This is a genomic window from Pseudoalteromonas sp. HF66, assembly GCF_011806445.1.
GTDB lineage: Bacteria > Pseudomonadota > Gammaproteobacteria > Enterobacterales > Alteromonadaceae > Pseudoalteromonas > Pseudoalteromonas apostichopi.
The window spans coordinates 149,898-164,972 of sequence record NZ_JAATOU010000004.1; the positions used below are offsets into that span (position 1 = coordinate 149,898).

Here is a 15,075-nt window from a genome sequence, read left to right on the forward strand (position 1 = left end):
GAACCATGAAAATTAAACGTTTTTTTGCTAAAGATATGCGCACTGCACTGAAAGAAGTGAAAGATGAGTTAGGTGTTGATGCGGTTATTATGTCGAACAAAAAGCTTGCTAACGGCGTTGAAATCGTTGCAGCTGTTGATTACGACAAAGCAGCCCCGAAAGCCGAAGCTAAACCTGCAGTGGCACAATCAGCACCTGCACCACAGCATAATTTTGTTAAGCCTGAGCCAATGCGTGCTAAACCTGAGCCGCAAGCGAAAGTTGCTGATAGCCTACAAGCGTTACTTGAGCGTCAAGCCCCACGCCCTCGTTCGCCAGAGTTGGCGTCAATGTTTAGTCAATCTGGTATTGATACGAGTGAACATTATCAACCAAAAGAACCAAGCTTTGAGCAGCAACAGCCTGAATATAAGCAAGCTCCTCGTTATCAGCAGCAAGCAGCACCTCGTGTACAAACTCAAGCTCATAGCCTAGGGTTTGATGACGATTTAGACGCAGGTTTTGATGATTTAGACTCACCCGCTGATCATAAAAACTCAGCCCCAGCTAATCAATCAGAAATGACGACTATGCGCGAAGAAATGAATGCGATTCGTCAATTACTTGAACACCAAGTATCTGGATTAATGCAACAAGATATGGCGCGCCGTGATCCAACACGCGCTTGTATGATTGATCGTTTAGCTGGTATGGGGATTGAGCGTGATGTTGCTGAGCAAATGGCGTGTTTTATTCCTGATGATGTATCTCGCCAACAAGCATGGCAAGCGCTGCTGCAAATGGTTGAAAACCAAATGCATACAACTAACAACGAAATCCTACGCCAAGGTGGAGTTTTTGCACTAGTTGGTCCAACGGGCGTTGGTAAAACAACCACAGTTGCGAAATTAGCAGCACTTGGAGCACAAAAATATGGTGCTGATAAAGTTGCACTGATCACCACTGATACATACAGAATTGGTGCCTACGAACAATTGGCTACTTATGGTCGTATTATTGGTTGTGGTGTAAAGCAAGTAAAAGATGCGAATGAATTAGCTGAAGTGTTATACCATTTACGTAATAAGCGTCTAGTATTAATAGACACTGCGGGTATGAGCCAACGAGATTTACGCTTAACTGAACAATTAAACACCTTAATGCGTAATCAGCGTGTTGATATTCGTAGTTATTTAGTATTAAGTGCTACAGCGCAGATAAATGTGTTGCAAGAAACCGTAAGACACTTTAAAAAGGTTCACCTAAGTGGCTGTATCTTCACTAAATTGGATGAATCTTTAAGTTTAGGTGAGATTATTAGCATAGCGATTCAAAATCGTCTGCCAATAGGGTATCTTACTAACGGTCAGCGCGTTCCTGAGGATATTCGCGTAGCGAATGCTGAAAAACTAGTGAAAAAAGCTGAACAATTGTATTTAAAACGAGCAAAAGCACAACATTCAAGACGTCAAGCAGTAGCGTCGAACACAGTAGGGATGTATGATTAACACAGTATTAGATCAAGCAAGCGGCCTGCGCAAAATGAATCAAAATAATAATAGTGGCGTTAAAGTTATCGCTGTTACTGGCGGTAAAGGTGGAGTGGGTAAAACCAACGTCTCACTCAACACCGCAATCGCATTAGGCCAGCAAGGAAATCGTGTATTAGTATTAGATGCCGATTTAGGTTTGGCAAACTGTGACGTGATGCTTGGCCTTCGTGTTGAACGTAACTTATCTCATGTTTTGTCGGGCGAGTGTGAGCTTGATGAAATTCTCGTCGAAGGCCCTGCAGGAATCAAAATTGTACCAGCAACGTCTGGTTCTCAAAGTATGGTTGAATTATCGCCATCTGAGCATGCAGGTCTTATACGTGCATTTAGCGAGTTAAACACTGAGTTTGATATTTTAATTGTTGATACCGCCGCAGGTATTTCAGACATGGTATTAAGCTTTTCTCGTGCAGCCCAAGACGTTGTTGTAGTTGTATGTGATGAACCCACCTCAATTACTGATGCTTACGCACTTATAAAAGTACTTAGCCGTGAGCATGGCGTATATAAATTTAAAATTGTTGCCAATATGGTGCGCAGTTTGCGTGAAGGGCAAGAATTATTTGCTAAACTTTCAAAAGTAACGGATCGTTTTTTAGATGTTTCGATGGAGTTAGTTGCAACCATTCCTTATGACGAGAACATGCGTAAGTCTACGCGCCGTCAAAAAGTAATCGTTGAATTATTCCCGAATTCACCAGCAGCGGTGGCGTTTAAAACATTAGCAACAAAAGCAGTTAAATGGCCGATCCCTAATCAACCGTCTGGCCATTTAGAATTTTTTATTGAAAAACTAGTAAACGGCTAACTATGACAACATCGGTGAATAAAGCGATGGGATATCAATCAGCACAAAATTTAAATGCGATTGTTGAAAAACATGCCTCTTTAGTGAAAAAAGTGGCGTGCCATCTAATTGCTCGTTTACCTGCCAGTGTGCAACTCGATGACTTAATTCAATCAGGCATGATAGGCCTGATTGAAGCGTCAAAAAACTTTGATGCTAGCAAAGGTGCTAGTTTTGAAACCTTCGCTGGTATTCGTATTCGTGGTGCTATGCTGGATGAAATTCGCCGAGGTGACTGGGCTCCACGTTCAGTTCACCGAAATGCCCGCCTAGTGGCAGAAACCATTGCCGAATTAGAGAGCACGTTAAATCGTGAACCAAAAGACACTGAAGTAGCTGAAAAACTTGATATTACACTGGATGAGTACCATCATATTCTACATGATGTAAATTCTAGTAAAGTATTAGGCATTGAAGACTTAGGCGTGGATGAAGATGTCATCACACCAGTAGGTCAGGATTTAGGACTAGACAAACCGTTTAATAACGTTAAAAATGAGCGGTTTAACCAGTCTCTATTAACGGCTATCCAATCGTTACCAGAAAGAGATGCTCTCGTTTTGTCTTTGTACTACAACGACGAAATGAACTTAAAAGAAATAGGACACATACTCGATGTTAGCGAGTCGCGTGTGAGTCAAATACATGGTCAGGCGATGATTAAGCTCAAAGCAAAAATCAATGACTGGATTAATTAGTAGTAAGTAAATAAAGGTTCAAACCTCACCGGAGGATGTTTTGGATAAAAACATGAAAATTCTTGTTGTTGATGATTTTTCTACAATGAGACGTATCATTAAAAATCTATTAAGGGATTTAGGTTTTACCAATGTGCAGGAAGCTGACGACGGTTCAACAGCATTGCCAATGCTACAAAATCAAGAATTTGATTTTGTTGTAACAGATTGGAACATGCCTGGTATGCAAGGTATTGATTTGTTACGCGCAATTCGTGCTGATGATAGCCTTAAGCATATTCCTGTGTTAATGGTGACAGCTGAAGCGAAAAAAGAACAAATTGTTGCTGCTGCTCAAGCAGGTGTTAATGGCTATATCGTTAAACCATTCACTGCTGCGACACTTAAAACCAAATTGGAAAAAGTGTTTGAACGTTTAGGTTAATCTAAGGGGAGAGGCTTATGTCAGCACTTGCTGCGCCTCAAATAAGTTTAGAGCAAGCTCGTCAACTTGTTGAGTATCTTGAAAATGGTGAACAAGAAAAAGCTGATAAGCTAATTCTTGATGCTGCGTCAAAAGAGCAATCAGAGTTGTTTGCTGAAGTCGGTAAATTGACGCGTCAACTTCATGAAGCGTTAAAAAACTTTGACCTAGATACTCGTCTCGCTGATTTAACTACCGACGCTATCCCAGATGCTAAGCAGCGCTTAAATTATGTTATGGAAATGACAGAAAGTGCCGCCAATAAAACTATGGATGCAGTTGAAGCAAGTTTACCGATAGCGCAACAACTTGCTGATGAAATTGCTGCAATTAAGCCTACTTGGGATCGTTTAATGAACCGAGAAATTGAACTCGGTGAATTTAAATCGTTATGTCATAGCCTAGATAAGTTCATGAATAACTCGCACACAAAAACCGATGAGCTTCAAGGCTTGATGACCAATGTGCTGATGGCGCAGGATTATCAAGATTTAACTGGACAAGTTATTCGTCGTGTCATTGAACTAGTGCGAGAAGTAGAAGACAGTTTAATTAATCTCTTAACTGTGTTTGGCAGTCAAGAAGATGGTCATCAACAACAAGAAAAACAGGCCATAGAAAAAGCACCTGCACCAAGTGACACACTAGCAGGTCCTGAAGGGCCGATTATTGATAAAGAGTCTCGCGATGATGTTGTTTCAGGACAAGATGAAGTCGATGATCTATTATCAAGTCTGGGCTTCTAAGAGGAGAGTAGCTGCATGAGCTTTGAAGTCGATGAAGATATATTACAGGATTTCCTTGTTGAAGCAGGAGAAATCTTAGAGCTATTGTCGGAGCAATTAGTTGAGCTTGAAAACAACCCAGAAGACAAAGATCTATTAAACGCCATTTTTAGGGGCTTCCACACTGTTAAAGGTGGTGCAGGTTTCTTAAGTATGACTGAACTTGTTGATGCTTGTCATGGCGCAGAGAATGTTTTCGATTTATTACGCCAAGGTGTACGCACTGTTACGCCTGAGCTAATGGACGTAATATTACAAGCTCTTGATACTATTAATGAAATGTTCGCCACGATTCAAAATCGCGAACAACCAGAGCCTGCAGATCCAGCCCTATTAGAAGTCCTTCATAAATTAAGTCAGCCGCCTACTGCAGAAGAGCTTGCAGGTGAAGATTTATCTGTAGCAGAGGACGTTGCAGTTGCACCTGAAGAACCAGCAGTTGAAGAGGTTGTTGTTGATACGCCTGAAGTCACAGCAGATACAGCAACAGACAACATCGATGAAGATGACCCATTTGCGTTCGATATGTTATTTGATGGCTGCGGTCTTGCTGATAGCAGCGCTGAGTCTCAAAATATTGACGAAATCACTGAAGATGAATTCGAAAGCCTGTTAGATGAGCTGCACGGAAAAGGCCAAGGACCAGCAGCATCTGCTCCTGAGTCAAATAGCAGTGACAGTGATGATATTACCGATGATGAATTTGATAGTTTATTAGATGAATTGCACGGTGTTGGTAATTTTGGGGAAGTAAAACAAGATAATACTGCCAAGCCTGAAGCTACAAGTTCTATTGAGCCAGCCTCTGCCACCCCTACTGCAGAGGCAGCAAGCAGCGATTCAGACGATGAAATTAGTGATGATGAGTTTGAGGCACTTCTTGACGAGTTACATGGCAAAGGCACAGCTCCTCAATCATTGGAAAGTTCAACCGCGGAAAAAGCACCAGAGCCACCAAAAGCTGAACCTACAAAACCTGCTCAGCCTGCAGCCTCTAAACCGGCACCTGCACCGAAACCTGCAGCTGCAGCTAGTAAACCTGCTCCAGCTCCTGCAAAAGCGCCAGCAGCTTCAGCGGCACCGAAAAAGGCTCCGCCTCCACAGGCAGAAACAACGGTTCGTGTTGATACCAAACGTCTTGACGAAATCATGAACATGGTTGGTGAGCTTGTATTGGTTCGTAACCGCTTGGTAAGTCTTGCGAATAACAGCAACAGTGAGTCAATGGGTAAAGCCATCTCGAACCTAGACGTGGTAACCGCAGACTTACAAGGTGCGGTAATGAAAACCCGGATGCAGCCAATTAAGAAAGTATTTGGTCGTTTCCCACGCGTAGTTCGTGACTTAGCTCGTAGCTTGAAAAAAGACATTAATCTGCAGCTAGTAGGTGAAGAAACCGATTTAGATAAAAACCTTGTTGAAGCACTTGCTGATCCATTGGTGCACTTAGTGCGTAACTCTGTAGACCATGGTATTGAAATGCCAGATGTGCGTGAAGCTGCAGGTAAACCGCGTACAGGTACAGTCACGCTCTCAGCATCACAAGAAGGTGATCATATTCTGCTTACCATTCGTGATGATGGTGCTGGTATGGATGCTGATAAGCTGAAAAAAATCGCAATCAGCAAGGGTGTAATTGATCATGATCAAGCAAGCCGTTTGTCGGATACAGAAGCATACAACCTAATATTTGCTCCTGGTTTCTCAACGAAAGAAGAGATCTCTGATATTTCAGGGCGCGGTGTCGGCATGGATGTGGTTAAAACTAAAATAACCCAGTTAAATGGTTCGGTTAACATCCAGTCGGAATTGGGCGTAGGTACTGCACTAGAAATTAAGGTGCCATTAACGCTTGCTATCTTACCAACTCTAATGGTTGTTGTAGGTGAGCAAACCTTTGCTCTACCGCTTGCTGGCGTAAGCGAAATTTTCCACCTTGATTTAACTAAAACTAACGTAGTTGATGGCCAACTGACAATAATAGTTCGTCAAAAAGCGATTCCGCTTTTCTATTTACAACATTGGTTAGTAAAAGGTGCCAACCGCCAAGAGCGTAAAGCAGAAGGTCACGTGGTGATTGTACAAATAGGTACTAAACAAGTGGGCTTTGTTGTTGACTCATTAATTGGTCAAGAAGAGGTGGTTATCAAACCTTTAGATGCCTTATTACAAGGCACGCCAGGAATGGCAGGTGCGACAATTACTTCTGATGGTGGGATTGCATTGATCCTCGATGTACCTAGTATGCTTAAACATTACGTTGGCTAATAATAAATAATAAAGTGCAGTGTTTAGCTGCACTTTAAATGATATAAAACAAGAGAGTGCCAATGGCAGTCAAAGTATTAGTTGTTGATGATTCAAGCTTTTTTCGCCGCAGAGTAAGCGAAATTTTAGAGCAAGACAGCAATATTCAGGTAATTGGTTTTGCCGTTAATGGTCGTGAGGCGGTAGATAAAACCCGTGAATTAAGACCTGATGTAATTACTATGGATGTTGAGATGCCAGTTCTTGATGGCATTAGTGCTGTGAAAGAAATAATGGCAGCAACACCGACTCCTATTTTAATGTTCTCATCACTCACCCGTGATGGTGCAACAGCAACCCTCGATGCACTTGATGCTGGTGCTTTAGATTTTTTACCGAAAAAATTCGAAGACATTGCACGTAATAATGAAGATGCAATCGCGCTTTTACAAAATAAAGTAAAAGAAATTGGTCGTCGTCGCCTCTCTCGTTTTTCGCGTCCGACACCTATTTCGAGACCAACTCCGGCTCCTGCACCAAGGGGCAGTAGCGCTACAAGTACTAGCAGCGGTATTGTTCAGCCTGATCGCAGCTTTAGCCGTTCAGCTCCTGCTAGTTCGCCTGCGGAATCGTCATCGAGTACAAGTAAAATTCGAGCTTCGGGCAAGCAATATCAATTGGTTGCTATTGGTACATCAACTGGTGGGCCGGTTGCGCTACAGACCATTTTAACTCAGCTGCCTGCTAACTTTCCGCATCCTATTTTGCTTATTCAACATATGCCAGCTGCGTTTACTCCTGCTTTTGCAGCACGCCTCAATGGTTTATGCAGAATCAATGTGAAAGAAGCGCAAAATGGTGACCGCTTAATGCCAGGTACAGCCTATTTAGCGCCAGGTGGTCAACAAATGTTGATTGAAGGGCGCAGCGGCTCTCGTACATTACGTGTGTTTGAAGATGATAGCCCACGTATTACTTATAAGCCAAGTGTTGATGTCACCTTTGCGAGTGCAGCAAAAACCTATGGCGGTGATGTTCTAGCCGTGGTGTTAACGGGTATGGGTGCTGATGGTCGTGATGGAGCGCGTATGCTTAAGCAAGTCGGTGCAACTATTTGGGCGCAAGATGAAAAAACCAGTGTAGTGTATGGTATGCCACAAGCCGTTGCGAATGCTGGTTTGGCTAGTGAAAGCTTAGCGCTCACAGATGTTGCAGCCCGCCTAACGCGTGAGACTGGCTGTGGATAAGCTGTCTTTTCTCGGCTTAATTATCGCAATTAGTGCTATTGCATTTGGTTATGCATTAGAAGGCGGCGTTGTCACAGCTTTGTTCAATGGACCTGCGCTGATTATTGTTCTTGGCGGTACGCTTGGGGCTGTTATGCTCCAGACCCCTGGTAGTGTTTTTGCAAAAACACTCAAAATTAGTCATTGGGTGTTCTTTCCGCCATATCATGATATTGATGCAGCTATCGAACAAGTAAAGCGCTGGTCGCACAAAGCACGCCAAGAAGGTTACTTAGCGCTTGAATCTGAGGCACTTACTCATACAGACCCATACGCGGCAAAAGGGTTGAGCCTACTCGTTGATGGTATCGATGAGCAAAAGCTTAGAGATACCCTTGAAATTGACTTAATGCTTGAACGAGAGCGCTTGTTAGAGGTTAGCCGAGTTTATGAAGCGATGGGGGGTTATAGCCCAACAATTGGTATTTTAGGTGCGGTACTTGGTTTGATTCAGGCAATGCAATTTATAACAGATCCTGAAAAATTGGGTGCGGGTGTCGCCACCGCTTTTATCGCTACCATCTACGGTGTAGGTTTAGCTAATTTATTATTCTTACCTATGGCCAATAAGTTAAAGCAGCAAATTGAACAAAAGATGCTGTATCATGAATTACTTGCTGAAGGCATTATTGCTATCTCGCAAGGTGAAAGCCCACTGAATATAGAACTAAAACTTGAGGCGTACCGTGTTGAGCGTCCAAGCTTAGTTGAAGAGTAATTTATTATGATGCGCCGTCGTCTGCGTCATAACACGTCAAAAAACCAACATACCGAGCGTTGGCTTGTTTCTTATGCCGATTACATGACTATCATGTTTGCTTTTTTTGTGGTCATGTATGCCATAGCAATTAATAAAAATGAAGACTTTCAAATTCTCTCCGATTCGCTTGAGCAGGTTTTCGAGAAATCAGCTCGTGAGCAACAGCAAGTTGGAACCGGAGTGAACGGCACCGGAATTTTAACAGACAGAGTCAGTCCAGAAAAAGACATCCTTTACGGTGAAAGTATCCGAAAGGATGAGCAAGGGCCTGAATTACTTGATGGGCAAAGTGAAACGAGTAATATTGATAAAAAGCATCTAGGCAAGCCCCTTGATAGTTTGCTAACTAAACTACAATCTGCACTCATTGATGAAATTCGTGATGGTGAAGCAAGTTTAGAGCTTCATCAAGACTGGCTTATTATTGAACTAAGCTCAGGTATGTTGTTTTCTTCGGGCAGTGCTGTTGCACAGCAACGTGCAAAGGAAGTTGTAGGTTTAGTTAGAGATATTATAGCGCCTGTTGATAACTATATCCGCGTGCGTGGTTATACTGATAACGAAGGTATTCGTAATGAAATGTTTCGCTCTAACTGGGAGTTATCGGTAGCCCGTGCAACATCAATACTTGTTGAACTTGAGAGTTTAGGTATTAATCCTGCTCGAATGGCTATTGAAGGTTATGGTGAATATTCACCTTTCGCTAGTAATGACACTGAGCAAGGTCGCGCGGAGAACCGTAAAGTGGTCGTAGCGTTATCGAAGTATGGTTTACCCCCCGAAGAGCCGCAAAGTACTGAACAAGAATCACAAAATCAACCGGAAAAGACGACAGAAATTGAGTTGCCAAGTGATGATAACAGCATTAAAGTGATTCAATTACCGCACGGTGGCATTAGGATTACCACGCGCAATGAACAATAATAAGGTGTGATGTGAAAGTTTGGACCGTAGCGAATCAAAAAGGTGGGGTAGGGAAAACAACAACAGCTGTTAGCCTTGCTGGCATTCTTGCTTTACAAGGAAAACGAGTGTTACTTATTGACACTGATCCGCACGCATCATTAACTTATTATTTTGGCATTGACTCTGAAGAGCTTGAAGTCAGCGTGTATGATATCTTTGCACGCGGCAATAGTATGGCCAGTGAAGAAGTTTTACAGGCTCTGTGCCCATCTACGCTAGAGAATCTTGACATTTTACCGGCGACAATGGCAATTGCTACGCTAGATAGAAGCATGGGCAATAAAAATGGTATGGGTCTGATACTTAAAAAAGCACTAGCTAAAATTAGTGACCATTACGATTATGCAATTATTGATTGCCCACCTGTTTTAGGTGTTTTAATGGTGAATGCACTTGCAGCGAGCGAACGGATATTAGTACCAGTACAAACAGAGTTTTTGGCCTTGAAAGGTCTTGACCGTATGATGCGTACGATGGAGCTGATGCAAACATCGCAAGCAAAACAGTACCAATATACGATTATTCCAACAATGTACGACAAACGTACTAAAGCATCACTTGAAGCTTATAAGACTCTGCAGGATAATTACAAAGATAAAGTATGGTCAGGCGTGGTGCCCGTCGATACAAAATTTCGAGATGCTAGTTTAGCACAACAGGTGCCGATTCAATTTTGCCCACGCTCACGTGGCGTGTTTGCATATCGCGCACTGCTTGATTACTTAATTGCACAGGGTTAAAGATGAGTAAGCATTTATTTGCCAATGAAAAAGTGATGACCCAATATTTGGGCGCTTTGTTGTGTGAAGATGAGCCTACTGAAGAAAATCTAGAGCCGGTTGCAAAGTTACTGGAGCAGGTTAAAGAGCCTGAAACTAAGACAGAAGAAAAGCTGACAGAGGTTCAGCCTACACCAAAATCTGCTTTACCGACCCCTGAACCGACTAAAGAGCTTGAGAAAACCGAGAACCAAGCTAATATCAAAGATATAGTTGCAGAACCTAAAGCTGAACTGGTTGCAAAAACTTCGTCTGATCGTCAAGAAGACTATTTTGATGGTGAATTTCAGGCGTTGTTCTTTGAAGTGGCGGGTTTAACTCTTGCTGTACCTTTAAAAGCATTAGGGGGAATTCATCAGCTGGGAGAGGTTAATCAATTATTTGGCAAGCCTAAATGGTTTAAAGGTGTAATGCTTAACCGAGAAGAAAAGCTTAATGTTGTTGACACAGCACGCTGGGTAATGCCAGAAAAATATGATGAAAAATTAGAACAATCACTAAATTATCAGTATTTAATCACCTTAGGCGACAGTCAATGGGGATTATTGGCTGAAAAGCTCGTAAATAATATTACGCTTCGTAAAGAAGATGTAAAATGGCGAGCGAAATCAGGTAAGCGGCCTTGGCTTGCAGGTGTCATCAAAGAGAAAATGTGCGCCTTGATTGACGTTGAAAATTTAAATCAATTGCTAGAGCAGGGCTTAGACAGCCGTGAGCAGTAACTATTTTTACGGAGTAATAGCATGAGTGAAGAAAGACTACTGTCAGCAAATAAAAACGCTGATAGCAACGATGAAGTGTTACAATGGGTAACCTTTAAACTTGAAGAAGAAACGTACGGCATTAATGTAATGCAAGTACAAGAAGTACTTCGCTATACAGAAATTGCTCCTGTGCCAGGTGCGCCTTCTTATGTGTTAGGTATCATCAACTTACGCGGTAATGTTGTTACTGTTATTGATACTCGTGCGCGTTTTGGTCTGATGGGCGCAGAGGTAACTGATAATTCACGTATCGTCATCATCGAAGCAGAAAAGCAAGTGATCGGTATTTTAGTCGACAGTGTTGCTGAAGTGGTTTACCTGCGTAGCTCTGAAATTGATAGTGCGCCAAATATTGGCACTGAAGAGAGTGCTAAGTTTATCCAAGGCGTATCAAACCGTGATGGTGAGTTATTGATCTTGGTTGATCTTAATAAATTATTAAATGACGATGAGTGGGACGAGCTAAGCGCACTATAAGCGTTTGGAAATTATATGCTGTTATACTCTTTGTTTGGTGCCTCAATCTTGCTTGTATTAGTGTGTTTGGGGCTTATTTTTGTCAATAACAATAAGCAAGCGCTGGCGATTCAAGCCAAGCAAAAACAGCTACAAGAAGCTCAGCAACAGTTGAGTATTTTGCGTAGCGAAGTGGCTGAAATGCGTGCCGGAATGCTTAGTATTGGCAAACGAGTTGTCGCTGTTGAAGAGAAAAGTAAAGAGCTTGAGCAGCTGCAAGATGCACAAAAATATGATGATCCGAATGCGAAAATTTATTCGCGAGCGGTAAAAATGGTTGAGCTAGGTGCTGATTTAGAAGAAATAATTCGTGAATGTGAATTACCCAGAGCCGAAGCAGAGCTGCTCATGTCACTTCATAAACAAAAAGGCGCCCAATGAGGCGCTTTTTTATTTGAGTTTTTGAACCCTAAGCTTGAATGTTGAGCTTACCCTGAAAATCTTGCCAACCCGGTGGAAATTTACCACGTAATACATACGAAAAAGCAATTAACTCTGCAATCACGTAGTAAAGCTCTTTTGGAATTTCTTCACCTAACTCAAGATGCGATAAGGTTTGTGCTAAGTCAGCATCTTGGTGTATCAAAATACCTTTTTGCTCAGCAAGTTTAACGATTTCTTCAGCCAATTCACCAAAGCCTTTACTGGTTACTCGTGGTGAGCTGCCTGCTTCATATAGTAGGCCAATTGCTGATTTATGCACCGATTGTTCACTCATAAATATTACACCTTAATATTAATAATCGCATGCGATTTATAAAAAGCTTGGTGGCTTGATGTACCTTGCTGCAAGTTTAGCTCGCCTACATTTAAGCCATGGCCAGCTAATTTATGACGCAGTGTTTCTAAGTGCGGATGAGCAAGTGCGGTTACTTCTTGTGAAGAAGCGAGTAACTGACAATCAACTGCTTTATCCATCACCTCTGCGGTAATTTGTAACTTGCCAAGCTGGGCATAATCAAAGTTCAACCGCACAAACCAGACATTCTTAGCTTCGAGTTTATTTTTACTTGGCTTTTTATACTGCCCTAAGCTGATTTCTGTTTGCCCAGTATCAGGAGGTAACTTCATCGGCAAGAAAAACTGCGCCAAAGCACTGTTATCTTGTTGCTGATTGATGGGCGTTGTTTGCACTTGAGCCAAAGTGTTTTTTAGTTGTGAAGCTTCAGCTGCCATAGCTTGCATCGCAGGCTGCTGTAGCTGTTCTAGTAACTTACTGCCGTTAACGGCTTTAAAGTTGGGCACTAACACTTGCAGTAAGGCATCAAGACCTGTCTGATTATTAAAACTAAGGTTGGTTGGTGCTTGGTTAATAATTGGTGCGGCAAGTGTAGCCACTGCTAATTGTTCTAACCCTTGGCTAAAGCTTGCTTGCTGAGTTTGGCTAGGCAGCGCTGTTGGCCTGAGGATACTTAAAAGTTCTCGTTCAATCGTTGTAGGGTGCATGTTTTGACTCGAGATCATGCGATTAAATGCTTGATTAACGAGTCGATTTAAATCTACTGAAGATGATGTATTTTGTTCACTCAGTGCTACAAGTTTTTCTGTTAATTGCACCGGTAGAGGTATGCTTGCTACAGGCTTGCTTTCAGGAAGCGGTAATAGTTTCGAAATCAGTGCCGCTTCAATCGGTCTTATCGGCAATAATGGCTGACTCAAGTTCGGTTCTTTCAAAGCTAAAAAAGGGGCGTGTAATTGAGTTTGCTGCTGAGCAACTTTTTGTAACCCTGCGGTTTGCTCACTAAGTGCTCGAGTCGCTGAGTTTAATGTCGCTTGTTTAGTTTGTATAACCTGCTCACTGCTATTTTTAACTACTGAATTTGCAAGATTACTTTTAACTTGAGCAAGCTGTTCAGGTACAGGCTTACCAGAACTCAGTGTATTAACAGCTTTGTTGTCTGTAGGCGCTGTTTGCAAAGTATTATCTGTGCTCAGCAAAGAAGGTTGTGTTTTGCTACTGTTTGTTGATGATTGACTCGCCTGAGTTTGTGCATTAACAAGCGGCTCTAAACTGACTTTTATTCGCTGCAATAGTTGTATTAAAGGTGCCGCCTTGTTATAGCTTACGGGTAAACTAACTTGCTTTGCAGACTGACTTTCGGTTAATGATTCTGTCTGTTTAGACGTAGGTAATGGCGTATTAGCTGTAACTGGCCCACTGGCTTTTTGCGCTACTTGGAACGCAGCGTATTGTGGCGCGGTTTGTTGAACAGCGGCAAACTTTATTATATTGATTTTATTAGCATTAAAGCCTAGCTGGTTAATCATGTTTTTGCTTTCAATCAGCTGATGCGTTGACTGGTTAACAGCAGCTTTTGTGGTAGCAGGGAGTTTTTCAAAATAGCGCACTGCATCACTAATACGCGTTTTTAAATCAGCAAAACTGTCTTTTAGCCAAGAGCTAATTGGTGAATTTGAGCTGCTCGATGGTGCTAACAACGTATTCTTAGGTTCAACAGCTTGGCTTTTTAATGCTTGGTTAAATGTTTCAGACAGCGAATTCTTTAACAGTATTTGTTGCACAGGTGCTTTATTTATCAGTTCAACAGTATTTTTAACTTGCTGGGGGATTAGTTTTAATGCATGCGGGTGAAATTGCCACTGGGCTTGAATCTGTTTGGCTTGCTTTGGCGACATTCTTGAAAGAGGTAGAATTAATTCGTTTTGTTGTTTGTTAGCAACACTCAGTTGCACTTGCTGCCCAGCTAGTTTTAAGTTCATTTCAGGGGTTAGCTTAGCCACCAACTCGGCTACTTTTTGTTGGTTAACACTTTGTTGATGCAATGAATCGCCAAAGCGATTAATAATATTTAAGTTAAAGCTGTTTTGTTGATTGGTAGCAGGCAGCAAAATGGCTTTAAGTGGTGCTTCAGCTTTTAAAAGAGCAACGAGGCTATTGTTAAGAGTAAACTCTGTTTTTAATGTTGGTAGTTGTAGTAAAGGTTTGCTTGGCGCAATTTGAGCTGGGTGTGGCAGATTTGTATTTGCACTCCCTTGCGTTAGCAAGTTCAGTAGTGCTTGTAACTGCTGGCTTTTGCCAAGTGTAATCGTCAGCGGTGATGGTGTGATAGTCAGCTGTTTACCATCACTACTTAATTGAATGTTGGCCGCTAAAAAGCGCTCAGTTTTGAGATTCTCTTGCTCTGTTGATAAGCGTAAAGTTTGCCATGAGTTATTGATTAGCACGTCCATTTGCACGCTGTGCTTACCAATCACAATATTACGGGCAGTTAGGCTCTGCTCAGCCAGCATTTTTAAGGCATCATTTGGTGAGTGTTCTGATGCACTGCTTATTGCTTTTGGGTCTAGATTAAGCTGAGTGCTGAGAGTCAACTGGCTTTGTTTATTCATTATTTTAGATCAAATATAAGTTAATCGTTTTAAAGCAATATTCGTATTACCCTATCATTATGGTAGACTAACGCCTAATTT

At 42.0% G+C, this 15,075-nt stretch carries 15 protein-coding genes; 13 read left to right on the forward strand and 2 right to left on the reverse strand.

Features of this window, described 5'->3' with window-relative positions; translation table 11 throughout:
• The first annotated feature begins 5 nt into the window (after positions 1-5).
• The 13 genes from flhF (at position 6) to HCZ11_RS06340 (ending at position 12,024) form a co-directional block, all read left to right on the forward strand.
• On the forward strand, positions 6-1,487 hold the full coding sequence (gene flhF, locus HCZ11_RS06280; RefSeq protein ID WP_130052062.1) for a flagellar biosynthesis protein FlhF: 1,482 nt from the start codon (positions 6-8) through the stop codon (positions 1,485-1,487).
• Positions 1,480-2,340, forward strand: a complete 861-nt coding sequence (locus HCZ11_RS06285; RefSeq protein WP_130052061.1) for a MinD/ParA family protein — start codon at positions 1,480-1,482, stop codon at positions 2,338-2,340. The genes flhF and HCZ11_RS06285 overlap by 8 nt, the downstream gene beginning before the upstream one ends.
• A 26-nt stretch (positions 2,341-2,366) precedes the next feature.
• Positions 2,367-3,077 carry an RNA polymerase sigma factor FliA gene (locus HCZ11_RS06290; RefSeq protein ID WP_054553325.1) on the forward strand — a complete coding sequence of 237 codons (711 nt, stop codon included), beginning with the start codon at positions 2,367-2,369 and terminating at the stop codon, positions 3,075-3,077.
• A gap of 40 nt (positions 3,078-3,117) precedes the next feature.
• Entirely contained in the window at positions 3,118-3,501 is a 384-nt protein-coding gene (cheY, locus tag HCZ11_RS06295; RefSeq protein ID WP_016708035.1) for a chemotaxis response regulator CheY, read from the forward strand.
• A gap of 17 nt (positions 3,502-3,518) precedes the next feature.
• Positions 3,519-4,286, forward strand: a complete 768-nt coding sequence (locus HCZ11_RS06300; protein WP_130052060.1) for a protein phosphatase CheZ — start codon at positions 3,519-3,521, stop codon at positions 4,284-4,286.
• A gap of 15 nt (positions 4,287-4,301) precedes the next feature.
• On the forward strand, positions 4,302-6,593 hold the full coding sequence (locus HCZ11_RS06305) for a chemotaxis protein CheA (RefSeq protein ID WP_167657944.1): 2,292 nt from the start codon (positions 4,302-4,304) through the stop codon (positions 6,591-6,593).
• Between the two features lie 62 nt (positions 6,594-6,655).
• A complete protein-coding gene (locus HCZ11_RS06310) occupies positions 6,656-7,819 on the forward strand; it encodes a chemotaxis response regulator protein-glutamate methylesterase (RefSeq protein WP_167657945.1) in 1,164 nt (387 codons plus the stop codon).
• Positions 7,812-8,576 (forward strand): flagellar motor protein, encoded by a 765-nt coding sequence (locus HCZ11_RS06315; protein WP_167657946.1) that lies wholly within the window; start codon positions 7,812-7,814, stop codon positions 8,574-8,576. The genes HCZ11_RS06310 and HCZ11_RS06315 overlap by 8 nt, the downstream gene beginning before the upstream one ends.
• A gap of 6 nt (positions 8,577-8,582) precedes the next feature.
• Positions 8,583-9,542, forward strand: coding sequence for a flagellar motor protein MotB (locus HCZ11_RS06320; RefSeq protein WP_130052056.1), 960 nt, complete (start codon positions 8,583-8,585; stop codon positions 9,540-9,542).
• A gap of 11 nt (positions 9,543-9,553) precedes the next feature.
• Positions 9,554-10,324, forward strand: coding sequence for a ParA family protein (locus HCZ11_RS06325; protein WP_130052055.1), 771 nt, complete (start codon positions 9,554-9,556; stop codon positions 10,322-10,324).
• 2 nt (positions 10,325-10,326) lie between these two features.
• Complete coding sequence (locus HCZ11_RS06330) at positions 10,327-11,085, forward strand: chemotaxis protein CheW (RefSeq protein ID WP_130052054.1); 759 nt, start codon at positions 10,327-10,329, stop codon at positions 11,083-11,085.
• 21 nt (positions 11,086-11,106) lie between these two features.
• On the forward strand, positions 11,107-11,604 hold the full coding sequence (locus tag HCZ11_RS06335; protein WP_054553251.1) for a chemotaxis protein CheW: 498 nt from the start codon (positions 11,107-11,109) through the stop codon (positions 11,602-11,604).
• A gap of 15 nt (positions 11,605-11,619) precedes the next feature.
• A complete protein-coding gene (locus HCZ11_RS06340) occupies positions 11,620-12,024 on the forward strand; it encodes a DUF2802 domain-containing protein (protein WP_167657947.1) in 405 nt (134 codons plus the stop codon).
• 28 nt (positions 12,025-12,052) lie between these two features.
• Here the strand turns inward: HCZ11_RS06340 and HCZ11_RS06345 are convergent, their stop codons facing one another.
• The gene (locus HCZ11_RS06345; RefSeq protein ID WP_130052052.1) at positions 12,053-12,361 is read right to left on the reverse strand and encodes an EscU/YscU/HrcU family type III secretion system export apparatus switch protein; all 309 of its coding nucleotides are present in this window, start codon (positions 12,359-12,361) and stop codon (positions 12,053-12,055) included.
• A gap of 5 nt (positions 12,362-12,366) precedes the next feature.
• On the reverse strand, positions 12,367-14,994 hold the full coding sequence (locus HCZ11_RS06350; RefSeq protein WP_254869084.1) for a flagellar hook-length control protein FliK: 2,628 nt from the start codon (positions 14,992-14,994) through the stop codon (positions 12,367-12,369).
• Positions 14,995-15,075 lie beyond the last annotated feature (81 nt).

Bases quoted from the DNA above. Each gene is read 5' to 3' on its own strand.
- HCZ11_RS06345 (WP_130052052.1), bottom strand. From the start codon at position 12,361: ATGAGTGAACAATCGGTGCATAAATCAGCAATTGGCCTACTATATGAA.
- HCZ11_RS06305 (WP_167657944.1), top strand. From the start codon at position 4,302: ATGAGCTTTGAAGTCGATGAAGATATATTACAGGATTTCCTTGTTGAA.
- HCZ11_RS06285 (WP_130052061.1), top strand. From the start codon at position 1,480: ATGATTAACACAGTATTAGATCAAGCAAGCGGCCTGCGCAAAATGAAT.
- HCZ11_RS06335 (WP_054553251.1), top strand. From the start codon at position 11,107: ATGAGTGAAGAAAGACTACTGTCAGCAAATAAAAACGCTGATAGCAAC.
- HCZ11_RS06310 (WP_167657945.1), top strand. From the start codon at position 6,656: ATGGCAGTCAAAGTATTAGTTGTTGATGATTCAAGCTTTTTTCGCCGC.
- HCZ11_RS06340 (WP_167657947.1), top strand. From the start codon at position 11,620: ATGCTGTTATACTCTTTGTTTGGTGCCTCAATCTTGCTTGTATTAGTG.
- flhF (WP_130052062.1), top strand. From the start codon at position 6: ATGAAAATTAAACGTTTTTTTGCTAAAGATATGCGCACTGCACTGAAA.
- HCZ11_RS06320 (WP_130052056.1), top strand. From the start codon at position 8,583: ATGATGCGCCGTCGTCTGCGTCATAACACGTCAAAAAACCAACATACC.
- HCZ11_RS06330 (WP_130052054.1), top strand. From the start codon at position 10,327: ATGAGTAAGCATTTATTTGCCAATGAAAAAGTGATGACCCAATATTTG.
- HCZ11_RS06300 (WP_130052060.1), top strand. From the start codon at position 3,519: ATGTCAGCACTTGCTGCGCCTCAAATAAGTTTAGAGCAAGCTCGTCAA.
- HCZ11_RS06290 (WP_054553325.1), top strand. From the start codon at position 2,367: ATGGGATATCAATCAGCACAAAATTTAAATGCGATTGTTGAAAAACAT.
- HCZ11_RS06350 (WP_254869084.1), bottom strand. From the start codon at position 14,994: ATGAATAAACAAAGCCAGTTGACTCTCAGCACTCAGCTTAATCTAGAC.